The 23,166-nt window shown below is 64.0% G+C and carries 23 protein-coding genes; 14 read left to right on the forward strand and 9 right to left on the reverse strand.

The window, feature by feature from the left end:
- The first annotated feature begins 21 nt into the window (after positions 1 to 21).
- Positions 22 to 1,083: a UDP-3-O-(3-hydroxymyristoyl)glucosamine N-acyltransferase gene (gene lpxD, locus ACE10Z_RS22905; protein ID WP_375782781.1), complete on the forward strand. Its 1,062-nt coding sequence runs from the start codon at positions 22 to 24 to the stop codon at positions 1,081 to 1,083.
- Positions 1,083 to 1,541, forward strand: coding sequence for a 3-hydroxyacyl-ACP dehydratase FabZ (fabZ, locus tag ACE10Z_RS22910; protein ID WP_229170551.1), 459 nt, complete (start codon positions 1,083 to 1,085; stop codon positions 1,539 to 1,541). The genes lpxD and fabZ overlap by 1 nt, the downstream gene beginning before the upstream one ends.
- 21 nt (positions 1,542 to 1,562) lie before the next feature.
- Here the strand turns inward: fabZ and ACE10Z_RS22915 are convergent, their stop codons facing one another.
- Positions 1,563 to 1,886 (reverse strand): KTSC domain-containing protein, encoded by a 324-nt coding sequence (locus tag ACE10Z_RS22915; protein ID WP_375782782.1) that lies wholly within the window; start codon positions 1,884 to 1,886, stop codon positions 1,563 to 1,565.
- Positions 1,887 to 2,035: 149 nt separating this feature from the next.
- On the opposite strand from ACE10Z_RS22915, the gene lpxA reads away from it, so the two are divergent.
- The 5 genes from lpxA to ACE10Z_RS22940 all read left to right on the forward strand — a co-directional run bounded on the left by lpxA (position 2,036) and on the right by ACE10Z_RS22940 (position 6,000).
- On the forward strand, positions 2,036 to 2,830 hold the full coding sequence (gene lpxA / locus ACE10Z_RS22920) for an acyl-ACP--UDP-N-acetylglucosamine O-acyltransferase (protein WP_375782783.1): 795 nt from the start codon (positions 2,036 to 2,038) through the stop codon (positions 2,828 to 2,830).
- Positions 2,831 to 2,849: 19 nt separating this feature from the next.
- The gene (locus ACE10Z_RS22925) at positions 2,850 to 3,707 is read left to right on the forward strand and encodes an LpxI family protein (RefSeq protein ID WP_375782784.1); all 858 of its coding nucleotides are present in this window, start codon (positions 2,850 to 2,852) and stop codon (positions 3,705 to 3,707) included.
- Positions 3,704 to 4,885, forward strand: a complete 1,182-nt coding sequence (gene lpxB, locus ACE10Z_RS22930) for a lipid-A-disaccharide synthase (RefSeq protein WP_375789904.1) — start codon at positions 3,704 to 3,706, stop codon at positions 4,883 to 4,885. The genes ACE10Z_RS22925 and lpxB overlap by 4 nt, the downstream gene beginning before the upstream one ends.
- A gap of 114 nt (positions 4,886 to 4,999) precedes the next feature.
- Entirely contained in the window at positions 5,000 to 5,659 is a 660-nt protein-coding gene (locus ACE10Z_RS22935) for an SRPBCC family protein (protein WP_375782785.1), read from the forward strand.
- A gap of 5 nt (positions 5,660 to 5,664) precedes the next feature.
- A complete protein-coding gene (locus ACE10Z_RS22940; RefSeq protein WP_375782786.1) occupies positions 5,665 to 6,000 on the forward strand; it encodes an ArsR/SmtB family transcription factor in 336 nt (111 codons plus the stop codon).
- Positions 6,001 to 6,038: 38 nt separating this feature from the next.
- Here ACE10Z_RS22940 and gltA read toward each other — a convergent pair whose 3' ends face one another.
- Positions 6,039 to 7,340 (reverse strand): citrate synthase, encoded by a 1,302-nt coding sequence (gene gltA / locus ACE10Z_RS22945; protein WP_092114598.1) that lies wholly within the window; start codon positions 7,338 to 7,340, stop codon positions 6,039 to 6,041.
- A gap of 160 nt (positions 7,341 to 7,500) precedes the next feature.
- A complete protein-coding gene (gene gltX, locus ACE10Z_RS22950) occupies positions 7,501 to 8,922 on the reverse strand; it encodes a glutamate--tRNA ligase (protein WP_375782787.1) in 1,422 nt (473 codons plus the stop codon).
- Between the two features lie 167 nt (positions 8,923 to 9,089).
- Here gltX and ACE10Z_RS22955 point away from each other — a divergent pair, with 167 nt between their 5' ends.
- A complete protein-coding gene (locus tag ACE10Z_RS22955) occupies positions 9,090 to 10,769 on the forward strand; it encodes a glutamine--tRNA ligase/YqeY domain fusion protein (RefSeq protein ID WP_375782788.1) in 1,680 nt (559 codons plus the stop codon).
- A gap of 57 nt (positions 10,770 to 10,826) precedes the next feature.
- Complete coding sequence (locus ACE10Z_RS22960; RefSeq protein WP_375782789.1) at positions 10,827 to 11,213, forward strand: YybH family protein; 387 nt, start codon at positions 10,827 to 10,829, stop codon at positions 11,211 to 11,213.
- Here the strand turns inward: ACE10Z_RS22960 and glnA are convergent.
- Positions 11,210 to 12,640, reverse strand: coding sequence for a type I glutamate--ammonia ligase (gene glnA, locus ACE10Z_RS22965; protein WP_375782790.1), 1,431 nt, complete (start codon positions 12,638 to 12,640; stop codon positions 11,210 to 11,212). The two genes, ACE10Z_RS22960 and glnA, sit on opposite strands and share 4 nt — an antisense overlap.
- A gap of 113 nt (positions 12,641 to 12,753) precedes the next feature.
- Positions 12,754 to 12,936, reverse strand: coding sequence for a hypothetical protein (locus ACE10Z_RS22970; protein WP_028339672.1), 183 nt, complete (start codon positions 12,934 to 12,936; stop codon positions 12,754 to 12,756).
- Between the two features lie 251 nt (positions 12,937 to 13,187).
- On the opposite strand from ACE10Z_RS22970, the gene ACE10Z_RS22975 reads away from it, so the two are divergent.
- On the forward strand, positions 13,188 to 13,550 hold the full coding sequence (locus tag ACE10Z_RS22975) for an SPW repeat protein (RefSeq protein WP_375782791.1): 363 nt from the start codon (positions 13,188 to 13,190) through the stop codon (positions 13,548 to 13,550).
- A 236-nt stretch (positions 13,551 to 13,786) separates the two neighbouring features.
- Here ACE10Z_RS22975 and ACE10Z_RS22980 read toward each other — a convergent pair whose 3' ends face one another.
- Positions 13,787 to 15,115 carry an MFS transporter gene (locus ACE10Z_RS22980; protein WP_375782792.1) on the reverse strand — a complete coding sequence of 443 codons (1,329 nt, stop codon included), beginning with the start codon at positions 15,113 to 15,115 and terminating at the stop codon, positions 13,787 to 13,789.
- A 435-nt stretch (positions 15,116 to 15,550) separates the two neighbouring features.
- Between ACE10Z_RS22980 and ACE10Z_RS22985 the strand changes: the two genes are divergently transcribed.
- Complete coding sequence (locus tag ACE10Z_RS22985) at positions 15,551 to 17,836, forward strand: ComEC/Rec2 family competence protein (protein ID WP_375782793.1); 2,286 nt, start codon at positions 15,551 to 15,553, stop codon at positions 17,834 to 17,836.
- Here ACE10Z_RS22985 and ACE10Z_RS22990 read toward each other — a convergent pair.
- The 3 genes from ACE10Z_RS22990 to lexA all read right to left on the reverse strand — a co-directional run bounded on the left by ACE10Z_RS22990 (position 17,833) and on the right by lexA (position 19,594).
- Positions 17,833 to 18,060, reverse strand: coding sequence for a hypothetical protein (locus ACE10Z_RS22990; RefSeq protein ID WP_092114591.1), 228 nt, complete (start codon positions 18,058 to 18,060; stop codon positions 17,833 to 17,835). The two genes, ACE10Z_RS22985 and ACE10Z_RS22990, sit on opposite strands and share 4 nt — an antisense overlap.
- A gap of 146 nt (positions 18,061 to 18,206) precedes the next feature.
- Complete coding sequence (locus ACE10Z_RS22995; RefSeq protein ID WP_092114590.1) at positions 18,207 to 18,635, reverse strand: hypothetical protein; 429 nt, start codon at positions 18,633 to 18,635, stop codon at positions 18,207 to 18,209.
- Positions 18,636 to 18,889: 254 nt separating this feature from the next.
- Positions 18,890 to 19,594, reverse strand: a complete 705-nt coding sequence (gene lexA, locus ACE10Z_RS23000) for a transcriptional repressor LexA (protein WP_097676287.1) — start codon at positions 19,592 to 19,594, stop codon at positions 18,890 to 18,892.
- Between the two features lie 898 nt (positions 19,595 to 20,492).
- On the opposite strand from lexA, the gene ACE10Z_RS23005 reads away from it, so the two are divergent.
- The 3 genes from ACE10Z_RS23005 to ACE10Z_RS23015 all read left to right on the forward strand — a co-directional run bounded on the left by ACE10Z_RS23005 (position 20,493) and on the right by ACE10Z_RS23015 (position 22,859).
- Positions 20,493 to 21,203, forward strand: a complete 711-nt coding sequence (locus ACE10Z_RS23005) for an STN domain-containing protein (protein ID WP_375782794.1) — start codon at positions 20,493 to 20,495, stop codon at positions 21,201 to 21,203.
- Positions 21,196 to 21,762 carry an RNA polymerase sigma factor gene (locus tag ACE10Z_RS23010; RefSeq protein ID WP_375782795.1) on the forward strand — a complete coding sequence of 189 codons (567 nt, stop codon included), beginning with the start codon at positions 21,196 to 21,198 and terminating at the stop codon, positions 21,760 to 21,762. The genes ACE10Z_RS23005 and ACE10Z_RS23010 overlap by 8 nt, the downstream gene beginning before the upstream one ends.
- A 113-nt stretch (positions 21,763 to 21,875) precedes the next feature.
- Positions 21,876 to 22,859: a FecR domain-containing protein gene (locus ACE10Z_RS23015; RefSeq protein ID WP_375782796.1), complete on the forward strand. Its 984-nt coding sequence runs from the start codon at positions 21,876 to 21,878 to the stop codon at positions 22,857 to 22,859.
- The last annotated feature ends 307 nt before the right edge of the window (positions 22,860 to 23,166 follow it).

The raw sequence follows: 23,166 nt of genomic DNA on the forward strand, positions 1-23,166 counted from the left end.
GACCGGACTGCGACGGATGGAATGGCGCAGCCGATCTTCTTCAAAAGTCCTCCTTCGTCATCGCTGGCTGAAATTGCCGCGCTGACGAAGGCGCAACTGGTCGACCCCGAGAGGGGCGCGCTTCAGATCAGGGGGCTGGCCTCGCTCGACGAGGCCGGTCCGATGCATCTCGCGTTTTTCGACAATCTCAAATACGCCGACCAGCTCGCCGCGACCAAGGCTGGCGCCTGCCTGGTCAGCCCGCGTTTCGAGGCGCAGGTGCCGAAGGGCACCGCCGTGCTGCGCGCCACGAAACCGTTCCAGGTGTTCGTCGAGCTCGCCCGCGAATGGCACGCCGATGCGCTGCGGCCGCAATCCTGGTTCGGGACCGAGGGCATCGCCCCGTCGGCGATCATCGATCCCACCGCGCGCCTCGAGGACGGCGTCATCGTCGATCCGCTGGTCGTGATCGGCCCGCGGGTTGAGATCGGCTCCGGCACCATCATCGGCGCCGGCGCGGTGATCGGTGCCGACGTCAAGATCGGCCGCGACTGCAATGTCGGCGCCAAGACCACCATTCAGTTCGCGCTGATCGGCAACAACGTGCTGATCCACCCGGCCTGCAATATCGGCCAGGACGGCTACGGCTTCATCTTCTTCGGGCCAAAGGGCCACGTGAAAGTGCCGCAGACCGGCCGCGTGGTGATCCAGAACAATGTCGAGGTCGGCGCCGCCTCGACCATCGACCGCGGTTCCCTGCGCGACACCGTGATCGGCGAGGGCACCAAAATCGACAACCAGGTCCAGATCGGCCACAATGTGACCATCGGCCGGCACTGCCTGCTCGCGGCCCAGATCGGGCTCGCCGGCAGTCTGACGATCGGCGACAATGTCGCGCTCGGCGCCAAGGTGGGCATCAACAACCACCTCAAGATCGGCGACGGCGCCCAGGTGACGGCGATGAGCGCGGTCAAGGACGACATCCCGGCCAATGGTCGCTGGGGCGGGCATTTCGCCAAGCCGACCAAGCAGTGGTTCAGGGAAATTATCGCGGTGGAGCGCCTGGTGCGCGACAACGAAGCCAAAGGCAAGGAACAGGAGTGATGGAGGAGGCACCGGTCAAATTCGAGCTCGTGGATATCAACGATATCCTGAAGACGCTCCCGCATCGCTTTCCGATGTTGCTGATCGACCGCGTGATCAAGATCCGCACCGACTACAGCGGCATCGGCATCAAGAACGTCACCTTCAACGAGCCGCCGTTCCAGGGGCATTTCCCGGATCGCCCGGTTTACCCCGGCGTCATGATGATCGAGGCGATGGCGCAGACCGCCGGCGTGATCGGCATCAAGTCGGTCGAGGGCACCGAGAAGCCGCGCGCGGTGTATTTCCTCACCATCGACAAGTGCAAGTTCAGGAAGCCGGTGATGCCCGGCGACACCATCGAGTACCACATGCGCTCGCTCGGCCGCCGCAAGACGATGTGGTGGTTTCACGGCGACGCCAAGGTCAACGGCCAGATCGTCGCTGAGGCCGACGTCGGTGCGATGCTGACGGATTAAAGCAACGTCAGCTCGCCGCCGTCACGACGTTCTGCAAGCATATCGGCCGTCCGCACCGGCGATCCGCAGGACGCGATTGAGGAAGATGCCCATCGATGGTGCGATCATCAGCGCGTCGTAGGTCTCTGCGGGCACGCCGCAATAATGCTGGTAGCTGCCCCTGACCGCGACCAGCAGCGCGCGCTCGCTTGCGCTGTAGCAGACGCGCTGGACGATCGTGCTGCGGTTGATGTCGCGGCAGTCGAAGGTCGTGAGATCGAGGGTCGTGCTATTGCCGAGATCGACGGTCTCCGGGCCGATCGGCGCGGAGAACAAGCTGAGGATCAGCGCGGCGGCCCGGACCATGGATCGGTTGCGACCTTCTTGTTTGCAACAGGCCGTCATCATACGTCACTGGACAGGGCGGGCAAAGTCGCGCTAACGACCGCCGAACCCGACAGCACAGCGCCTTGATAGCATCTTGGCGCCACTTACGAATTCCGGACCGTAACGACATGAGCATGATCGACCCCACTGCGCGGATTGCGGATGGCGCTGTGATCGGGGCCGGCACCGAGATCGGTCCGTACTGCATCATCGGCCCCAACGTCGTGTTGGGTGAGAGCTGCAGGCTGATCGCGCATGTCACCATCAGCGGGCATACGAAGATTGGCGCCGGCTGCGTCATCTCGCCGTTTGCCGCACTCGGCGGGCCGCCGCAGGATCTCAGCTATCGCGGCGAGCCGACCCGTCTCGAAGTCGGCGAAGCCTGCACGATCCGCGAAGGCGTGACGATGAATGTCGGGACAGTCAAGGGCGGCGGGCTCACCCGCGTCGGCGATCGCGGCTTCTTCATGAACAACAGCCATGTCGGCCATGACTGCATGGTCGGCAATGGCGTGATTTTCGCCACGTCGGCGACGCTCGGCGGCCACTGCGAGATCGGCGACTTCGTCTATATCGGCGGCCTGTCGGCGGTGCACCAGTTCACCCGCGTCGGCTCGCAGGTGATGATCGGCGGCGTCTGCGGCGTGCGCGGTGACATCATCCCGTTCGGTCTCGCCAACGGTCAATACGCGGTGCTCGAAGGGCTCAACATCATCGGCATGCGGCGGCGCCAGTTCACCAAGGCGCGGCTGGCGACGGTGCGCGCGTTCTATCAAAAGCTGTTCCACGGTCCCGGCATCTTCGCCGAGCGGCTGGTGTCGGTGCAGCCGCTGGCGAGCGAGGATCCTGCGATCGCGGAAATCCTCGCCTTCATCGAGGGCGGCAAGCTCCGTCCGCTCTGTCTTCCCGCCGACATCAATTGAGCAGGGGATGGCCGCCAGCATGACGTCAGCGGCTCCCTCGCTTTCCTCGCCGGTCGGCGTGATCGCCGGCGGCGGCGCCATGCCGTTCGCGGTCGCCGATCAGCTCACCGCGCGCGGCATCACGCCGGTGCTGTTCGCGCTGCGTGGTGCCTGCGATCCGGCGCGCGCGCAGCGGTTTCGTCATCGTTGGATCTCGGTCGGCCAGCTCGGACGCGCGACCCGGCTGTTCCGCGACGAAGGTTGCCGCGACCTGATCTTCATCGGCACCCTGGTGCGTCCCGCATTGTCGGAGATCCGGCTCGACTGGGGCACGCTGCGTTTGCTCGGCCATGTCGTGCGCGCGTTCCGCGGTGGCGACGATCATTTGTTGTCGAGCGTCGGCCGCATCCTCGAGCAGCAGGGATTCCGCATGGTCGGCATCAAGGATGTCGCGCCCGATCTCCTGATGCCTGAGGGCGCCGTGACGCGCACGACGCCGGACAGCACTGCACTTGCCGACATCGCGCGCGGACGTGGCGTGCTCGACGCGCTCGGCCCGTTCGACATCGGTCAGGCCGCGGTGGTGATCGACGGTCACGTGGTTGCGGTCGAAGACATCGAAGGCACGGACGGGCTGTTGGCGCGGGTGGCGCGGCTGCGCGCCGAGGGCCGCATCCGCGCCAAGGCCGGCCGCGGCGTGCTGGTGAAGGCGCCGAAGAGCAAGCAGGATCTGCGCTTCGATCTGCCGACCATCGGTCCACGCACGGTCGAGGGCGCAGCAGCGGCGGGTATCGCCGGCATCGCCGTGATCGCCGGCAACACGCTCGCCGCCGATCCGCAGGCCCTGATCGAGGCCGCCGACGCCAAGGGGCTGTTTGTCATCGGACTGGCGGGCTGATGCAGACGCGCACTCCCAGCAGCGGCCGCAAGATCTTCCTCATCGCGACCGAGGAGTCCGGTGACCGCCTTGGCGCGGCACTGATGAAGGTGCTGCGTCAGCGCCTCGGCGATGCCGTGCAATTTTCCGGCGTCGGCGGCCGGCAGATGACCGGCGAGGGCATCGCCCCGCTGTTTCCGATCGAGGAGCTCTCGATCATGGGCTTTGCCGCCGTGGTGAAGCAATTGCCCAAGATCCTGCAATTGATCCGGCGCACGGCGGATGCCGTGCTTGCCGATGCCCCTGACATGCTCGTCATCATCGACAGCCCCGACTTCACCCACCGCGTTGCCCGCCGCGTCCGCGCGCGCAACCCGAAGATTCCGATCGTCAACTACGTGTCGCCGTCGGTCTGGGCGTGGCGGCCGGGCCGGGCGCGCGCGATGCGAGGCTATGTCGATCACGTGCTCGCGCTGCTGCCGTTCGAGCCGGAGGAATATCGCAAGCTGCAGGGACCGCCATGCAGCTATGTCGGACATCCCCTGACCGAGCAATTCAGCTCGCTCCGACCCAACGAGGAGGAGCAGAAGCGCCGCGATGCGCAGCCGCCGGTCCTGCTGGTGCTGCCCGGAAGCCGGCGCAGCGAAATCAGGCATCATCTGGCGCTGTTCGGCGCGGCGCTCGGCCAGCTCAACAAGCAAACCCCGTTCGAACTCGTGCTTCCCACCATGCCGCATCTCGAGGCCATGGTGCGCGAAGGCGTCGCATCGTGGCCCGTGGTGCCGCGGCTTGCCGTCGGCGAAATCGAGAAGCGCGCAGCGTTCCGTGTGGCCCGCGCAGCGCTCGCAAAGTCGGGTACGGTGACGTTGGAGCTCGCGCTGTCAGGCATTCCGATGGTGACGGCCTATCGCGTCAGTGCCGCCGAGGCGTTCATCCTGCGTCGTGCGATCCGGGTGTCGTCGGTGATCCTCGCCAATCTCGTGATCGGTAGCGACATCATTCCCGAGTTCCTGCAGGAGAACTGCACGCCGGACAAGCTCGCGCAAGCGCTGGGCGATGTGCTCGCGGATTCGCCCGACCGTCTGCGGCAGCTCGTGGCGTTCGCGACGATGGACGGGAAGATGTCGACCGGCGACCAGCCGCCGAGCGTCCGCGCCGCCGACATTGTGCTGGCGGAAATGAGCCGGGGCTCGGCCTAGTCATTCGCGCATCCTGTCGTCAGCGGCGGCATACGGCCGCAACGGTTCCGCTTGCTTCGGATATTTAGTCTGAGCTAATATTAGTAATAGCTAATATTTGTGCGGAGAGCCGTGATGAAGATCGATCCCGTCGCCTATGTCGGAGCCGTTGTTCGCGAAGTCGCCGCCCGGGAACGCGATGGCAAGCCGGCGCGGGCTGTCATCGCGACCCGCAGCTACGACACCGACATCGCCGATCTCTGGGACGCGCTGACCAATCCGGAGCGCATTCCGCGCTGGTTCCTCCCGATCTCCGGTGATCTGAAGCTTGGCGGCCGCTATCAGTTCCAGGGCCAGGCGGGCGGGGAAATCACGACGTGTGAGCCGCCGCGCCGGCTCGCGGTGACTTGGGAGGCGATGGGCGCCGTCAGCTGGGTCACCGTGACCCTGGCCGACGATCCCGCCGGCGGCACACGGCTCGAGCTGGAGCACCTTTCGCTAATCGAGGGCGACTTCTGGGACCGCTATGGACCCGGCGCGGTCGGCGTCGGCTGGGACCTCGCTTTGATCGGGCTTGCGCTCTATGTCGTCGCAGGCCCTGGCGGGCAGTTCGACCGGGCGGCCGCGGCGGCGTGGCCCGGCTCCGAGGACGGCAAGGATTTCATCCGCCGCAGCAGCGCGGACTGGTGCAGGGCCTCGATCAAGGCAGGAACGGACGAGACGGCGGCACACCGGGCCGGAGCCAACACGACGGCGTTCTATTGCGGCGAGCCTGAGCCGGGCGGTAGAGGCTAGCAACCGTGCACGCCTTCGACATCCTTGGCGATCCCGTCCGCCGGCGCATCCTGGAACTGCTGGCGACCGGCGAGCACAGTTCGGGCGATGTCGTCGCCGTCGTGCAGCGCGAGTTCGGCATCACGCAATCGGCAGTCTCGCAGCAGCTGCGGATCTTGCGGGACGCCGGTTTCGCGTCGGTGCGCGCCGACGGCACGCGCCGCATCTATGCGGTGGAGCCGGCGCGGCTGCGCGAGGTCGACGACTGGCTCGACCGGTTCAGGGCGTTCTGGCTGCCGCGTCTCGATGCGCTCGCGACCGAGGTCGCGCGCGGCAAACGAAAACGGCGCCACCAGGAATGATGGCGCCGTCTCGGCTCGGATTCTCTTAGAGACGAAGCTTACTTGCGCTTGTCGATCGTCACATAGTCGCGGCGCGCCACGCCGGTGTAGAGCTGGCGCGGACGGCCGATCTTCTGCTGCGGATCCTCGATCATCTCGCTCCACTGGCTGATCCAGCCGACGGTGCGGGCGACCGCGAACAGCACGGTGAACATCGAGGTCGGGAAGCCCATCGCCTTCAGCGTGATGCCCGAATAGAAGTCGACGTTCGGGTAGAGCTTGCGGTCGATGAAGTAGGGATCGCTGAGCGCGATCTTCTCGAGCTCGAGCGCAACCTTCAGCATCGGGTCGTCGCCATGGCCGGTCTCGGCCAGCACCGCGTGACACATCTTCTGCATGATCTTGGCGCGCGGATCGTAGTTCTTGTAGACGCGGTGACCGAAGCCCATCAGGCGGACTTCGCTGTTCTTGTCCTTCACCTTGGCGATGAACTCGGGAATCTTGTCGACCGTTCCGATCGACGACAGCATGGCGAGCGCGGCTTCGTTGGCGCCGCCATGGGCCGGACCCCACAGGCAGGCGATGCCGGCCGCGATGCAGGCGAACGGGTTGGCGCCCGAGGAGCCGGCGATACGCACCGTCGAGGTCGACGCGTTCTGCTCGTGATCGGCATGCAGGATGAAGATCTTGTCGAGCGCGTCGGCGAGCACCGGGTTGATCTTGTATTCCTCGCACGGCACCGCGAAGCACATCTGCAGGAAGTTCTCGGCGAAGGAGAGCGAGTTCTTCGGATACACGAAGGGCTGGCCGATGGTGTATTTGTAGGCCATCGCCGCCAGCGTAGGCACCTTCGCGATCATCCGCATCGACGCGATCATCCGCTGCTTCGGATCGTTGATGTCGGTGGAGTCGTGGTAGAACGCAGCGAGCGCGCCGACCGCAGCAACCATGATCGCCATCGGATGCGCGTCGCGGCGGAAGCCCTGGAAGAAGCGCGCCATCTGCTCGTGCACCATGGTGTGGTGGATCACGCGATGGTCGAAGTCCTTCTTCTGCGCCGGGGTCGGAAGCTCCCCGTAGAGCAGCAGGTAGCAGGTCTCGAGGAAGTCGCCGTTCTCGGCGAGCTGCTCGATCGGGTAGCCGCGGTATTCGAGGATACCGGCGTCGCCGTCGATATAGGTGATCTTCGACTGGCAGCTGCCGGTCGAGGTGAAGCCGGGGTCGTAGGTGAACACCCCGGCCTGGCCGTAGAGCTTGCCGATGTCGATGACATCAGGCCCAACCGTGCCGCTCAGGATCGGGAAATCGTAGTTCTTGTTGCCAATGGTGAGTGTGGCTGTCTTGCTGGATTTTGCGTCCATCGTGAGATCCCCGATGAAATCGTTGCGAAAACCGACCTTGCCCAGTCGCTAATTTGCGGCCCATGGCGGGGCGGAACGGCTTGTGGAGAAAGCGTCCGGCGATGGGTAGCTCATTGCAATGTGCGCTGCAAGATGGACCCTGGAGGGGGTCCATGCAGGATCACGCCGCCTGATCGGCGAGGCGGGCGAGACACTCCTGGCGTCCCAGCACGGCCAGCACGTCGAAGATGCCGGGCGACGTCGTCCGTCCTGTCAGCGCCACCCGCAGCGGCTGCGCAACGGCGCCGAGTTTCAGATTGTTCTGCACGGCGAAATTCCGCATGGCGGTCTCGGTGGTTTCCGCCGTCCAGTCGTTCACGGCTTCCAGCGCGGTACGCAGCCGGCCGATCAACGCACGCGTTTCGGGCGTGAGTAGCGCGGTCGCTTTCGGATCGAGCTCAAGCGGGCGATCGGCGAAAATGAAGTAGGCGCCGGCGATCAGCTCGATCAGCGTCTTGGCGCGTTCCTTCAGGCTCGGCATCGCCCGCAGCAGTTGCGCGCGGGTGGTGTCATTGAGCTTGGCCTTCAGCGCGGCACCTTCAGGAACATAATCCAGCACGCTCTCGAACTGGGTCACGAGGGATTGATCGTCGCTCTGCCGGATATAGTGGCCGTTGAGGTTCTCCAGCTTGGCGAAATCGAACCGTGCCGCCGAGCGGCCGATGCCCGGGAGATCGAACGCGTCGATCATCTCCTTCGTCGAGAAGATCTCCTGGTCGCCATGGCTCCAGCCGAGCCGAACGAGATAGTTGCGCAAGGCGGCCGGCAGATAGCCGAGCGCGCGGTAGGCATCGACGCCGAGCGCGCCATGGCGCTTCGACAGCTTCGAACCGTCGGGACCGTGGATCAGCGGAATGTGGGACATGCTCGGCAGCTCCCACTCCAGCGCGTCGTAGATCTGCTTCTGGCGCGCGGCGTTGATCAGGTGGTCGTCGCCGCGGATGATGTGGGTGACGCCCATATCGTGGTCATCGACCACGACCGCGAGCATGTAGGTCGGGGTGCCATCGCCGCGCAGTAGGACGAGGTCGTCGAGGTTCTCATTCTGCCAGACCACGCGGCCCTGGACCTGATCCTCGATCACGGTCTCGCCGGTCTGCGGCGCCTTGAGGCGAATGGTCGGCTTGACGCCCGCAGGCGCGGTGGCCGGATCGCGGTCGCGCCACATGCCGTCATAGAGGCGGGTACGGCCCTCGGCGCGCGCCTTCTCGCGCATCGCGGTCAGCTCCTCCGGGGTGGCATAGCAGTAATAGGCGCGCCCGGCGGCAAGCAGGCCCTCGGCGACCTCGCGATGGCGGGCGGCGCGGCTGAACTGGTAGATCACGTCGCCGTCCCAATCGAGCTCGAGCCATTTCAGGCCGTCCAGGATGGCGTCGATCGCCTTCTTGGTCGAGCGCTCGCGGTCGGTGTCCTCGATCCGGAGCAGCATCTTGCCGCCGAGCTTCCTGGCGTAGAGCCAGTTGAACAGCGCGGTGCGGGCGCCCCCGATGTGGAGGAAGCCGGTCGGCGAGGGGGCGAAGCGGGTAACGACGGAATTGGTCATGATCGATTGCGACGTATGCTGGAATGGGCGGTGGTGTATATCAGGAACCGGACATAACTAAAGCCCCGGCTGACCTTTTGCCGGCCAAACCAGGCTCTGAAACCAGGCTTGGCCGGACGGCGCGAATTTGGCAGAAGGTTAAGCTTACTCCTCCAGGGAACCCTTTGATGACGATTGACACGACGGCAGAGGCAGGGCGCGACTTCATCCGCGACATCGTCCAGGCCGATCTCTCCTCCCACAAGCACAATCGGATCGTGACCCGCTTTCCGCCGGAGCCGAACGGCTACCTGCATATCGGCCACGCCAAGTCGATTGCCCTGAATTTCGGCATCGCGCAGGAGTTCGGCGGCCAGTGCAATTTGCGCTTCGACGACACCAATCCGACCAAGGAGGAGCAGGAATACATCGACTCGATCCAGGCCGACGTCCATTGGCTCGGCTACGATTGGGGCAGAAACCTCTTCTTTGCGTCGGACTATTTCGAACGCCTGTACGACTGGGCCGAAGGCCTGATCAAGGCCGGCTATGCCTATGTCGACGATCAGTCGCAGGAGGAGATCCGCACTTCCCGCGGCACGCTGACCGAGCCCGGCAAGAACTCGCCGTTCCGCGACCGTTCGGTTGAGGAGAACCTCGACCTGTTCCGCCGCATGAAGGCCGGCGAGTTCTCGAACGGCGCCCGCGTGCTGCGCGCCAAGATCGACATGGCCGCCGGCAACATCAACCTGCGCGATCCCGTGCTGTACCGCATCCTGCACGCCCACCATCCGCGCACCGGCGACAAATGGTCGATCTATCCGAGCTACGACTACGCGCACGGCCAGTCGGACGCCATCGAGGGCATCACCCATTCGATCTGCACGCTGGAGTTCGAGGATCACCGCCCGCTCTATGAGTGGCTGCTCGACAAGCTGCCGGTGCCCTCGAAGCCGCGTCAGTACGAAATGGCGCGGCTCAATTTGACCTACACGCTGCTGTCCAAGCGCGTGCTGACCCAGCTCGTCCGTGACGGGCACGTCTCGGGCTGGGACGACCCGCGGATGCCGACCATCGCCGGCCTGAAGCGGCGCGGCGTGCCGCCGGCGGCGGTGCGCGAGTTCATCAAGCGCATCGGCGTTGCCAAGGCCAACAGCGTGGTCGATGTCGGCATGCTCGAGTTCTGCATCCGCGAGGAGCTGAACCGCACGTCGCTGCGCCGCATGGCCGTGCTGCGGCCGCTCAAGGTGGTGATCGAGAACTATCCGGAAGGGCAGGTCGAGGAGATCGAGGCGATCAACCATCCCGACAATCCGGAAGCCGGCACCCGCAAGATCGCGTTCGGCCGCGAGCTCTATATCGAGCGCGACGACTTCATGGAGAACCCGCCGAAGAAGTTCTTCCGCCTCTCGCCCGGCAATGAGGTGCGGCTGCGCTATGCCTACTTCATCAAGTGCACCAGCGTCGTGAAGAACGACGCCGGCGAGATCGTCGAGCTTCGCGCGACCTATGATCCCGCGACCAAGGGCGGCAATGCGCCCGACGGCCGCAAGGTGAAGGCGACCATGCACTGGTTGCCGGCGGCGCAGTCGAAGCCGGCGGAGATCCGCATCTACAATCAGCTGTTCGCCAACCCGAGCCCGAACGCCGCCGATTTCGTCGCCGACCTCAATCCGCAGTCACTGGAGGTGTTGGCCGATGCGCGGGTCGAGCCTGCGATCGCCGAGAGCAATTCGCTAGAGGCGATGCAGTTCGAGCGGCAGGGCTATTTCGTGCGCGACGCGGATTCGACGCCGGACAGGCTGGTGTTCAACCGCACCATCGGCCTGCGCGACACCTTCGCCAAGGAAGTCGGAGGCAAGGGTTAGGCAAGGGTTAGGCAAGGGTTAGCGTGGTGCCGCGCGGACAACGGACGGAGGCGATCGATGCCTGACGAAGCCGACGACATCGCCTCCGCCATCATCGCCGGATGGTCCGCGGGTTTCAGCAAGCTCGATGCGGATGCGCTCGCCGCGCTCTATTCGCAGCACGCGTTCTTCTTCGGCTCGAACCCGACGCTCTATCGTGGCCGCGACGGCGTCAAAGCCTACTTCAACGGCCTCCCGCGCTGGCGCGCACCGCGCGTACAGTTCAGCGATATCAGGACCGAACGGGTGAATCCCGATCTCGTCAACATGGCTGCTATCGCATCCTTCTTCCTCGACGGCGATGCGCCCTCGCTCGCCGTCAAGATCACCTGGGTGATCGCGCGCGAGGACGGCGGCTGGAAGATCGCCTGCCATCACGTCTCGTCGCAGGCGCCATTGATTTAGATGTCGTAGTACAAATGGAACTCGTAGGGATGAGGTCGCAATCTGATGGGATCGACCTCCTTGTTCCGCTTGTAGTCGAGCCAGGTTTCGATCACGTCCGCGGTGAAGACATCGTTGCGCAGCAGGAACGCGTGATCGCGTTCGAGCGCATCCAGCGCCTGATCCAGTGACCCGGGCGTTGACTTTACCTCCTTGGCCTCGGCGGGCGGCAGGTCGTAGAGGTTCTTGTCGATCGGGCTGCCTGGGTCGATCTTGTTGTTGATGCCGTCGAGACCTGCCATCAGCATCGCGGCAAACGCCAGATAGGGATTGCAGGAGGGATCCGGCGAGCGAAACTCGACGCGCTTGGCCTTCGGGTTCGGCGAATACATCGGAATGCGGCAGCAGGCCGATCGGTTGCGTTGGGAATAGACTAGGTTGATCGGAGCCTCATAGCCCGGCACCAGACGTCGATAGGAGTTGGTGGTCGGGGCGCAAAGTCCGCACAACGCCCAGGCATGGGTCAACAGGCCTCCGATATAGTGGCGGCCGAGCTGGCTCAGTTCGGCATAGTCGCCCCTGTCGTAGAACAGGTTGGTCTCGCCCTTCCACAGCGACTGATGGACGTGCATTCCAGACGCGTTGTCCTCGAACAACGGTTTTGGCATGAACGTTGCGGTCATTCCGTTCTGGCGGGCGGTGTTCTTCACCACGTATTTGTAGATCATCAGATTGTCCGCCATGCGCGTGAGCGTGGTGAAGCGCATGTCGATTTCGTTCTGTCCACCGGTCGCGACTTCATGGTGATGGGCTTCGATCTGGATGCCCAGCTGCTCCATGGTCAACACCATTTCGGTGCGGAGCGCCTGCATGCTGTCCGTCGGGGGCACCGGAAAGTATCCCTCTTTCGGGCGCGGCTTGTGTCCCAGATTGGGCGCTTCATCTGTGCCCGTGTTCCAGCTGCCTTCACCGGAATCGATTTCGTGGAAAGCGTAGTTGATGCCCTGTCCGTAGCGCACGCTGTCGAACACGAAGAACTCCGCCTCCGGACCGAAGTAGCTGGTATCGGCGTGGCCCGTGGCCTTCAGGTGGGTTTCGGCTTTCTGGGCGATGTAGCGGGCATCACGGCTATAGGATTGACCGGTCACGGGGTCGCGGATGTTGCAGATCAATACCAGGGTGGATGCAGGGGAATACGGGTCGAGAAAGGCCGTGGTCGGGTCCGGGACGACCAGCATGTCGCTTTCCTGGATTTCCTGGAAGCCGCGGATCGATGAGCCGTCGAAGCCAATCCCTTCGCTGAGAGCGTCGATGCTCGCCGCGCTCGGCGGGACAGAAAAATGTTGCCATACCCCCGGCAAATCGGTGAATCGCAGATCGATCATCTGCACTTTCTCGTCCTTGATCGCCTTCACGAGATCTTCGGCTGTTGCGCACGTCGGAAACATGGCTTCACTCCTGTCATGGAGAGCCGCGTCGTTGAGATTGTGCTGTCGTTCAAGCCGCCATAGGGCGGCTTGAACGGATCCCGCTCCACGTTCTGCGCTGCTCGCCGGCAGCCTTAGCTTTGGTGCGGCCCGCGCATCAGCTTCATGGCGTCTTCGATATGCCGCCAGGTTCTGGCCAGCTCGGCCTCGCCTTTTGCTTCAAGCTCGATGGCGTTTTGGGCAGCTTCCGCAATGGCCTTGGCGCCATGTGCCTCGAGCAACTGCCGCGCATAGTTGTGGATTTCGATTTCTCGCATGGCGTCATACTCCTCTCGTCCTGAGCGCAACCGTGGGACACCGGTCGGGCCGCGAACCGCAGACGTTGACACCTGGTCAAGCGCACACAGTGTGCATCTTGCTGCGGCGCGATTGCAAGAGCCCATTCCTGGTAGCGGAGACGCCCGGGTGGACGTCGGCTGGCGGATCAGCAGCGGCAACACATCGCAGGTCGGACAGATGCCTTTTTGTCTCCGCCACACCATGTCTTCGGAAGAAGGAGGTGAGGATTATGCGCATTCAACACTGGCAGGATGCTGCCAGCCTGTTGGTGGGCGTCTGGCTGGTCGCGTCGCCGTTTGCACTGGGCTTCTCCGGGGCAGCTCTCTGGATCTCCATCGCGCTCGGATTGGGCGTCGTGCTGTTTGCCTTGGAGGCATTCATCATTCCGTCCTATCTGGAGGAATGGGGCGAGATGCTGATGGGGTTGGCTCTGGTGTTGGCACCCTGGACGTTCAGCTACCAACCGGGATCGGTCACGACGAGCAGCGTGCTCGCCGGCATCGTGGTGATCGTGCTCGCTTGTTGGGAGCTGACGATGGATCGTGATTTCGCCACCTGGTGGCACGATCACTGGCATCACCGAACTGGCTGAGAGGGAGCTGACTGAAACGTTGGTCTGGCCGCCAACCACCGGCGGCCGGAGAGGTTGGAATTGTGTGGTGCAGGATCGCCTCCAGGCCGCATTGACGTGACGCGGATGCAGGTTCTGCAGAGAAATCACGCCAGAGACGGCGAGTGCGGGACGATTAAGAAGCGTCGTCTCGCACTTGCAGGAAGGCGGCCATGCCTCTTGCTGCAGGGATAGTGGCCCTCAGCAACGTCACTCCGTCACGATGCGACTCTCGCGTCGATCTGCTCCCAAATTCTGGTCTTGCGCGTCTCCGGCATGACAAAGAGGGCGATCACGAAGCACACCGCGGGAACGACAATCGGGTAGATCAGCGCGTAGCCGATGCTGCCCGTTGCTGCGAAGGCGGCTGATGTGATGAACGGCACCAATCCGCCTCCCCAACCATTGCCGATATGATACGGCACCGAGACCGAGGTGTACCTGATCCTGGCCGGGAAGAACTCCGCCAGGAACGCGCCGACCGGCCCGTACACCATCCCGACGTAGCAGACGAGGATGAAGATGATGAAGACGGCAACCGGATAGTTGATGTGTCCCGGCTGCGTGACCATGCCGAGCCACAGATACAGCGGATAGTAGGTGATGGCTGCAAGCAGCATTCCTCCGAGGATCACGGATTTACGGCCGATCTGATCCGACAGCCAGCCAAAGAAGATCAGGCTCGGCGTTGCGATCAGCAGTGCGGTTCCCACGATGTAGGCCGAGGTAACCGCATCGACCTTGGAGACCTGCTGCAGGAAGTACAGTGCCCAGAATTGACCGCTGTACCAGACCACGCCCTGTCCGATCAGGACGACGATGGCGATCAAGATGTACTTGATATTGGCGCTGAGGAAAGCTTCCCGCCAGGGATTCCCGGTCATCTGTCCGCGTGCTTTGATCTCCTGGAAAATCGGCGTCTCCTGGAGCTGGAGGCGGATGTAGATGGCGATGGCCACCAGCAGGAACGAGACCAGGAATGGAACGCGCCACGCCCATTCGTCGAAGGCCTGATTGCCGGCCCAGGTCCGGGTCAAAACGATCACGGCCAGCGACACCACGATCCCGAGCGTTGGCGAGGTTTGTAGCCAGCCCGTATAGTAGCCGCGGCTGTCGTCCGGAACATGCTCGGCGACATAGGTGATGGCGCCGCCATATTCGCCGCCCAGGCATAGACCCTGGATCATCCGCAAGCCGAACAGGATGAATGCGGCCGCCAGGCCGATCGACTGATAAGTTGGGATCAGTCCGATCGCTCCCGTTCCCAGGCCCATTCCGCTCAGCGTAATGAGGAATGTATATTTACGGCCGACCCGATCGCCCATCCACCCGAACAGGAAGGCCCCCATCGGACGGATCAGGAATCCCGCAGTGAACAGTGCGATTGTGCTCAACAGGGCTGCAAGGGGGTGGGATTGCTCAAAGAACTTGACCGACAGAACTGCGGCCAGGCTGCCAAAGATATAGAAGTCGTACCACTCAATGATGTTTCCCACTGACGCAGCGACAATCACGCGACGAAAATCGCTCGGTACTTGAATTGCCATGTGCTGCTCCTATCAATTGCAAACGCTACGCCTCGCGTTTTTTCAGCGATCTATCCGCTCGCGGCGTGCGCGTGGTGCGCGGCGTTGCAGGCGAGATTTGCGAGTTCGTCCGCAACGCCTGGTCTCAGGGGAGTTGTGATCCACCTGAGAAGAGCTCCAGCGGCCTTCAGGTTGCCGCGAGCCGTTACTGCCCCATCCCCCGTCTGTCCGGGAGTGGAGGCATCAGGGTAGTCTAATCCCAATGGGATCGGTACCTAATGAGACTTTCGGCTCGATCGGTTTGACGCAGGCCGCAGCTGTGGCTCGGCGCGAGAAGCCGAGGCGCAGGTCGATCCTGGTATCCCCGCCTTGCCGGTCCGCATTCTGCATCCGTTCCGCTAGCGGTGAGGTCACAGCTTCCGGTAGCTTCGCGTCCCGGCAGGGATCGCAAGCGGAATGGCGGAGCAGGGCACAACGCCGGGCGGCAGACGCGGTTACGCGGGGACGTGGCCGCCGCGCGCGGCTGCACCGGTCGGCGGCTATATTCCGGTGCGCGCCAGCATCTGGCGGCCGTTCGTCGAGACATTGCGGCAATGGGTGCGCGCGGAGACGGGCGCCGGGCGGCTGTTGCCGTGGGTGCCGGTGGCGTTCGGCATCGGGATCGCGTTCTATTTCGCGGCCGAGCACGAGCCGGTGCTGCCGGTCGCGGCGACCGTCGCAATCGCGCTCTGCCTGCTGGCGCTGCTGCTGCGGCGGCGTCGAATGTTTCCCGCTGTCGTGATGCTCGCTGCGGTCGCGGCGGGCTTTGCGACGGCGACATGGAAGACCGCGCGGATCGCCCACGGCGTGCTTGCGCGGCCGATATTTTCCGTGGCGCTGACCGGTTTTGTCGAGACACGCGACGTCAGGGAGAAGACCGACCGCTTCGTGCTGCGCGTCATGTCGATGGAAAGCCAGCGCGAGGTGCCGAAACTCGAGCGTGTCAGGCTCTCGGTGAAGAAGGGTACCGCGCCCGAGGTCGGCAGCTTCGTCGAATTGAAGGCGCGGCTGATGCCGCCGCTCGGACCGCAGCGCCCGGGCTCCTATGATTTCGGCCGTGACCTTTATTTCCAGGGTATCGGCGCATCCGGCTTTGTGATGGGCGCGGTGAAGACCAGGGAGCCGCCAGCGGCTGGCGGCACGGCGCTGCGCTATGCCGCATTCATGCAGTGGCTGCGCGATGCCATCGACGCGCGCATCCGCACCACGCTCGATGGGGATCAGCGCGCGATCGCAACTGCACTGCTCACCGGCCGCCGCGATGCGATCACGACGCCGGTCAACGACGCGATGTTCATCTCGGGGCTCGGCCATGTGCTGTCGATCTCCGGCTACCACATGGCCGTGGTCGCGGGCGTCGTGTTCTTCACGATCCGCGCGCTGCTTGCGCTGTTTCCGGCGCTGACGGCCGGACACCCGATCAAGAAATGGGCGGCGGCGGCCGCGCTGGTTGCCGCGGCATTCTATCTCCTGCTGTCGGGGGCGGAGGTCGCGACCCAGCGATCGTTCTTCATGACGGCCGTGGTGCTGATCGCCGTGATCGTCGACCGCCGCGCGATCACCTTCCGCACGTTGGCGGTGGCGGCGCTGATCGTGCTCGCGATCGCGCCGGAAGCGCTGGTGCATCCGAGCTTCCAGATGTCGTTTGCGGCGACGCTCGGGCTGGTGGCGCTGGTGCAGATCGGGCTGCCGAACCTGCTGGCGTCGCCCGACCATTCGGTGACCGCGCGGGTTGCGCTGTGGGGCGGGCGTGAGCTTACGATGCTGATGCTGGCCTCGCTGGTGGCGGGGCTCGCGACGACGCCCTACGCCGCGTTCCATTTCCATCGCGTGACGCCCTATGGGCTGCTGGCGAACCTCGCGGCGATGCCGGTGGTGTCGGCGGTCGTGATGCCCGCCGGCCTGCTCGGGCTGCTCGCCATGCCGTTCGGCTTCGACGGCGTGTTCTGGGCGATCATGGGGTTCGGCATCGACTGGATGATCCTGGTGACGCAATGGGTCGCCGCGCTGCCGGGCGCGGTCGGCCGGATGGCTGCGTTCGGGGTCGGACCGATGATCGTGGCAAGCGCCGGCCTCATCCTGCTCGGGCTGCTGCGCTCGCCGCTGCGCTGGTCGGGTGCCGTGCTGCTGGTCGTCGCCTCGGTCTGGGCGGTGCGCGTGCCGCAGCCGGATGTGCTAGTTTCCGCCGACGGCCGCAACGTCGCGGTGCGTGGCGGCGACGGGCGGCTGCATCTGATGCACAGCGCGAAGGACACCTTTCTCGTCAAGGAGTGGCTGGCGGCGGATGCCGATGCGCGGAACGCGACGGATGCCTCACTCGGTGAAGGCGTCTCCTGCGATCCGAGCGGCTGCGTGACGCAGGGTCCCGGCGGCGCCTTCGTCGCGCTGGCAACACGGCCCGAGGCGCTGGCCGATGATTGCGAGCGTGCGGCGCTGATCGTGACGGCCCGGCCGGCACCGAAGGATTGCGCGGCTTCGGTGATCGACGCCGAGCGGTTGCGGCGCCACGGCGCGCTGGTGCTGCGGCGCATCAGGGACGGCTATGCCATCGATGCGGTCAAGCCCGGCGGGATCGACCGGCCGTGGTCGCCGGCGGTTCCCGGCGACGGCGAGGCTGAGACGACGTTGCGCGCACCCACGAGCGCGCCGCGGCCCGCCGTCGATGCGACGCCGGCCGAGACCGATTTGCAGGGTGAAGATTAGCCGTTGTCGGGTGAGGGGCCGGTCGGCAGCTCGAACAGGCCGAGATGGTATTCGTCGGAGTCGGGGCCGGCGTCGGGCTTCTTGACGAGGGTGAAGGAAGCTTCGGGAAACTGCTCCCAGACCTTCAGGTCGTCAGCCGTGACCGTCAGCCAGCCGAACCGGAACATGTAGCGGCCCGGCTCCGTGACGCGTCCAGCCTTTTGCCATGTGACCTTGTCGACCACCACGCACGTCCTCCGTGCATGATGATGCGCCAAGGCGCGCCTCGACGCAATTCTCCTGCAGCGCCCCGGAACCCGGCGTCCGGGGTCGCTCGAAATCGCTTAGGTTCACTCGCCGCCGGACAGCTCATTCCGCGGCGACGATGCGTTCAACCCAAAAACAGCGACGCAAATGCGGAGGGCCGCCGCTCCACAACCTTCGGCTTCTGCTCGACCGGCGGATGCAGTGCCGGCAATTGCAGTACGCTGACGCGCTGTCCCTCGACCAGCTGGGTCACCAGCACATGGCTGCCGTCGGGGAATTCGACCGCGTCATGATGGCGATCGGGAACGTCGGGCTCGACTTCGTTGAACACTCCGACGCGGAAGTTCATCGTCTTGGTCCAAATCCAGCGGCTGTCGTAGCGAACGTTCTCGGCGAAAGCGAGCTCGGTGCCCGGCAGCATGCAGACCGCGACAGTGGGGTCGGTCTCCGAAGCAAAGCCGCGGGTCGACGTGCCGCGGAAAGTCGTGGTGATCAGCGTCTCTCCAACAATGGCGGGGCGCGACGCCACGGCGTGCAGACTATAGTCACACATCGGATGGCTCCTCTAATCGAGGTAGCGACCCGTGCCTCTCCTTGAGGCATAGGCCTCTACCAGAGTGGACGATAGCGAACGAGTGTCTCCTCGTTTCTGGGCGATTGTACGACTGGCCGCCGAACGCCTCAATCACAAACACGCGACGCTGCTTGAGAGGTATCGGAGCGCATCGGGCAAACAGCACGTTACGCTATCATTCAAGGAACGATCCGATGTGTTGCTCGTTCCTCGCCGCCGCAACTATTTGAAATTCAGTACTTGCGATAGAGGCCGATCAGCTTGCCCTGGATGCGGACCCGGTTCGGCGGCAGGATGCGCACCTCATAGGCGGTGTTGGCCGGCTCCAGCGCGATCGATGCACCGCGGCGACGGAAGCGCTTCAGGGTGGCTTCCTCCTCGTCGATCAGCGCCACCACGATGTCGCCGGTGTTGGCGACGTCGTTGCGCTGGATCAGCGCCATGTCGCCGTCGAGGATGCCGGCATCGACCATCGAGTCGCCGCGCACTTCCAGCGCATAATGCTCGCCGGCGCCGAGCATGTCGGGCGGCACGCTGATGGTGTGGCTGCGGGTCTGCAGCGCTTCGATCGGCGTACCGGCGGCGATCCGGCCCATGACGGGGACCGCGACCGGCCGGTTGCCGTCGTCCTCGGCGATCGGCGGCGAGCTGGTGCGCTTGCCGAGGGTGCCTTCGATGACGCTCGGCGTGAAGCCGCGGCGGCCGTTGCCGCCGCCGGCCGAGAGCTCGGGCAGCTTGATGACTTCGATGGCGCGGGCGCGGTTGGGCAGGCGGCGGATGAAGCCGCGCTCCTCGAGCGCAGTGATCAGGCGGTGGATTCCGGACTTCGAGCGCAGGTCGAGCGCATCCTTCATCTCGTCGAAGGAGGGCGGTACGCCGGCCTCTTTCAGACGTTCATTGATGAAACGCAGAAGTTCGTACTGTTTGCGCGTGAGCATCTCGAGTATTCCCCCGGTTGGTAGCGTCGTTCGATTCCGAGACTTTCAGGCGGGGCCTGACCTCAGGAGCACGGTGCTGATTGCAAGCGCTCCCTCGCGGCCTCCCATTTGTACACACCAGTACTCGAAACAAATCATGAACGGACACTATATGTTCGATATGTGTTCCGCAACCACTTAATTTCCGGTGAACGTATCCTGCGAGCGCTATCCGCCGCAGGAAAGGCTCAGTCTACGAAGTCCTTTAAAAATAGGGGTTCGCAAATCCGTTTGGGTCCATTTTCCAAGTAAGACTGGGGTCTAGCTGGAAGCGGGCTGGATTTGCATTGAGGGTATTATGTAACCATAAGGCGTGTCGGCGGCGCCGATTCTGGGGTCCGATTACATGCGGATAAACGCGGGTCGCCGCAGAATCGATCTCGGCGGCTATCCAGGGTGTTCCGCTCAAATCCCTCGGGAAAGCCAACGGACCGATTTCCCTGGCTCTCGGTTTGCGACGCCAGCATAAAGCTTCCGTGCCAGGTCGGCTCATTTTGGCTCAGGCCTATTTTCTCGCCCATTCGTTTGAAAGTGCAACCACCGCACGGGCGCATCGACCGCCGTTCCAAAATCATCGCTGAGGCGATGATCAGGTCGAATATCTCCCAGGATCCCACTTGACCGACTTGGCGGGCGCAAGCGTGTCAGACGTGCTCCGGGTAGAACCAAACCGGCGGCGATGCGGTACAGGTTGAACTCTTCTCCGGACAGGCGATCGGTGGTCGCAAGTCTGAAGCCCGCGCCATCCCGACTGCCCGCCAAACCGGTGTCGACCCAACATGAAGAGGGTGTGGCTCAAATCCCGTGCAGACGCTATGGGATGGTCGGAGTTCATTTGGGAAAATGACGTCTGCATCTCATGCCGTTTCGGTGGCGTTTCTGGTTCCGCGGCTTTTTCTCCCTAGGCATGTTCTGGGCTTGTGCGGTGTCGGTGCAAATCGCGCAACCGGCGATCCAGGCCTGGTTCGACATTCCCGCGCAACCGCTCGCATCAGCGCTCGACGCCTACAGCAAGACGACCGGAGTCGTCGTCGCCTATAATGGCAATCTTGCGGTTGGACGGCTCTCGAGTCCGGTGAAAGGGGAGTTCAATCCTCAGCAAGCCATTCTGCTTCTTCTGAAAGGCAGCGGATTGGTCGCAGACTACACGGCACCCGATGCCATCGTGGTCGTTCCAGCGCCGAATGAAACTTCTGTGACGCGATCGCCATCGGCGATCGCGCAAGCGGCCTTGTCACAACAGAGCGCTATTGAACGGCGATATTCCGCACTGCTACAGGAGCGGCTCAACAATGCCTTGTGCGCTGAGCATGCGACGAGGCCCGGTACGTACCGGGCCGCAATCAGCTTTTGGGTCGGATCTACTGGCAGTGTGACGAGGGTGAGGCTTTTGGGGACGACCGGCGACCCTCAACGGGATGCAGCGATTGCGGATGCGGCACGTCGCGTATCCGCAGGCGAAGCTCCCCCTGCGCGGATGCCGCAACCCTTCACCATGGTTATCCTGCCGCGAGCGTCCGGCGGCACCGTCGACTGTCCGCGGGGTGAAGGCGGCCGACAAGATGAGTGAGGACGAGAGGTTCTCGAACTCTTCCGATCATGAGCCGGCCGCGGACAACGACAGTTCGCGAACGCTGCGTGCGCTGCTGATCGAGCGCTATCAGGACTTGAAGTCGCGCCTAGCGCGTCGGCTGGGCTCGCTGGAATGGGCGGAAGACGCCCTGCAGGATACCTATCTGCGTCTGAACGGCAGGGAGATCGTTGGCGACGTCCGCAATCCGGCCGCCTACCTGCTTCGATCTGCCTTCCATATCGCGCTGAATCAGCGACGCGCCGACAACCGGCGCCTCAAGGCGGGGGAGGTCGAGGCGCTGCTTAATCTCGCCGACGATGCGCCTGATGCCGTGCGCGTGATTTCTGGCCGTGCCGATCTCGAAAGGCTCAAGCAGGTAATGGCCGAACTGCCGCCGCGCCCGCGGGCCATCCTGCTGGCCGCCCGGCTCGAGGGATTGTCCCGGCAAGCAATTGCCCGGCGCTTCGGAATCTCCGTGAGCCTGGTGGAAAAGGAATTGAGGAGGGCGCAGGAACATTGCGTCGCCCGTTTCAAGAAAATCCAGCGTTCGGAGTAGAAAATTGTGCGGTTCGCGCTTCCACGGAGTGTCTATGTTGCGGGAGGGCCGCTGGTTCGCCCGCAGAGGATTGTAGCTGCAGTCCTCACGATGATCGGCAACATGCAACGTTGATGATTGAAAGCGACCAACATCACGATGAGCTTCCCGCGCTGGAGCGCGAAGCCCACGCCTGGATTCGGCGCTTGACGTCCGGCGAGGCGAGGGCGTCCGACGCGGCCGCGTTGCAGCGATGGTGCAGCCAGAGTCCGGCACATGCGGCCGCTTTTTCCGAAGCCAGGCGGTTCTGGAAGGCGTTCGGACCCGCCGGTCAGAGCCTGCTCGCGGACGAGAGGGTGGCGAACCGCCGACCGCGCGCCGGCGGCAGGACGTCGATGAGTCGCCGCGCGGTCGTGGGAGGCGCGTTGGCGGCCACGGCAGCCGGGATCATGGTGGTGCACCCGCCACTCGATCTGTGGCCGTCGCTGCTCGAACTGCGGGCTGATTACCGTACCGGCGTCGGCGAGCAGCGTGAGGTGGCCGTGGTGGACGGCGTCGTGGTCCAGATGAACACGCGCACCAGCATCTCGCTGGGATCGGGAGATGCGTCCGGCGCGGTCGAACTGATCGCCGGCGAAGCCTCCTTCAAGGTTGCCGATCGGCGAGCAGAGACATTCAGCGTGATCGCGGCGGGCGGGAAAACCACGTCGACGGAAGCGCAGTTCGACGTGTGCGTCGAGGGGGCGGGCGTCCGTGTCACCTGCCTTGCGAACGAGGCGCATGTGGAGCATCGGACGCAGCGGATGGTCCTCAAATCCCGGCAGCGTGTGACCTACGGCGATAGCGGATTTGGCGATGTCGTCGCGATCGACCCGTCGATTGCCGCTGCCTGGCAGCAGGGCCTGATCATCTGCAACATGATGCCTTTGTCGGATTTGATTCAGGAGCTGAACAGATACCGATCCGGCCGCATCGTGTTGCTGAATGCGCAGTTCGGGCGCAGTCCCGTCAACGGCCGTTTCAGGATCAATCGCCCCGACGAGGCCTTGGTGCAGATCGAGCGGGCATTCGGCATTCACGCCCGCACATTGCCCGGCGGGCTCGTCCTGCTCTCCTGAGCTTTCTCGCTCAAGATTTGTTTCACGCACTTTTTCGCGCCAACCAGCGCCGCCCCCGGGATCAGTCTCAGCGCATTGCATCGCGACGACGCTCTGACGCTCCGGAGCGGTGACACAAAACATTCATAAAATTCCCTTGAGTGTTCCGGCGTCGGGAGGTGTCACGACAGTGAGCCAGCGGTCATCACAGTGATCGCAAATCGGCCTGGTCAGGATTTCCGATGTACGTCGATCATGTGATTTCCCGCCTATCGCGCGCCTTGCGCAACGCTTCGTGGTTTCGTTCGCCGCAGAGCCGTCCGGTGAG

Source organism: Bradyrhizobium sp. Pha-3 (assembly GCF_042258615.1).
In the GTDB taxonomy this organism is placed as follows: Bacteria; Pseudomonadota; Alphaproteobacteria; order Rhizobiales; family Xanthobacteraceae; genus Bradyrhizobium.

Excerpts from the sequence above, each read along its gene's own strand:
- lpxD (WP_375782781.1), top strand. The coding sequence starts at position 22 with ATGGCGCAGCCGATCTTCTTCAAAAGTCCTCCTTCGTCATCGCTGGCT.
- fabZ (WP_229170551.1), top strand. The coding sequence starts at position 1,083 with ATGGAGGAGGCACCGGTCAAATTCGAGCTCGTGGATATCAACGATATC.
- ACE10Z_RS22915 (WP_375782782.1), bottom strand. The coding sequence starts at position 1,886 with ATGGTCCGGGCCGCCGCGCTGATCCTCAGCTTGTTCTCCGCGCCGATC.
- lpxA (WP_375782783.1), top strand. The coding sequence starts at position 2,036 with ATGAGCATGATCGACCCCACTGCGCGGATTGCGGATGGCGCTGTGATC.
- ACE10Z_RS22925 (WP_375782784.1), top strand. The coding sequence starts at position 2,850 with ATGACGTCAGCGGCTCCCTCGCTTTCCTCGCCGGTCGGCGTGATCGCC.
- ACE10Z_RS22935 (WP_375782785.1), top strand. The coding sequence starts at position 5,000 with ATGAAGATCGATCCCGTCGCCTATGTCGGAGCCGTTGTTCGCGAAGTC.
- gltA (WP_092114598.1), bottom strand. The coding sequence starts at position 7,340 with ATGGACGCAAAATCCAGCAAGACAGCCACACTCACCATTGGCAACAAG.
- gltX (WP_375782787.1), bottom strand. The coding sequence starts at position 8,922 with ATGACCAATTCCGTCGTTACCCGCTTCGCCCCCTCGCCGACCGGCTTC.
- ACE10Z_RS22955 (WP_375782788.1), top strand. The coding sequence starts at position 9,090 with ATGACGATTGACACGACGGCAGAGGCAGGGCGCGACTTCATCCGCGAC.
- ACE10Z_RS22960 (WP_375782789.1), top strand. The coding sequence starts at position 10,827 with ATGCCTGACGAAGCCGACGACATCGCCTCCGCCATCATCGCCGGATGG.
- glnA (WP_375782790.1), bottom strand. The coding sequence starts at position 12,640 with ATGTTTCCGACGTGCGCAACAGCCGAAGATCTCGTGAAGGCGATCAAG.
- ACE10Z_RS22970 (WP_028339672.1), bottom strand. The coding sequence starts at position 12,936 with ATGCGAGAAATCGAAATCCACAACTATGCGCGGCAGTTGCTCGAGGCA.
- ACE10Z_RS22975 (WP_375782791.1), top strand. The coding sequence starts at position 13,188 with ATGCGCATTCAACACTGGCAGGATGCTGCCAGCCTGTTGGTGGGCGTC.
- ACE10Z_RS22980 (WP_375782792.1), bottom strand. The coding sequence starts at position 15,115 with ATGGCAATTCAAGTACCGAGCGATTTTCGTCGCGTGATTGTCGCTGCG.
- ACE10Z_RS22985 (WP_375782793.1), top strand. The coding sequence starts at position 15,551 with ATGGCGGAGCAGGGCACAACGCCGGGCGGCAGACGCGGTTACGCGGGG.
- ACE10Z_RS22995 (WP_092114590.1), bottom strand. The coding sequence starts at position 18,635 with ATGTGTGACTATAGTCTGCACGCCGTGGCGTCGCGCCCCGCCATTGTT.
- lexA (WP_097676287.1), bottom strand. The coding sequence starts at position 19,594 with ATGCTCACGCGCAAACAGTACGAACTTCTGCGTTTCATCAATGAACGT.
- ACE10Z_RS23005 (WP_375782794.1), top strand. The coding sequence starts at position 20,493 with ATGCCGTTTCGGTGGCGTTTCTGGTTCCGCGGCTTTTTCTCCCTAGGC.
- ACE10Z_RS23010 (WP_375782795.1), top strand. The coding sequence starts at position 21,196 with ATGAGTGAGGACGAGAGGTTCTCGAACTCTTCCGATCATGAGCCGGCC.
- ACE10Z_RS23015 (WP_375782796.1), top strand. The coding sequence starts at position 21,876 with ATGATTGAAAGCGACCAACATCACGATGAGCTTCCCGCGCTGGAGCGC.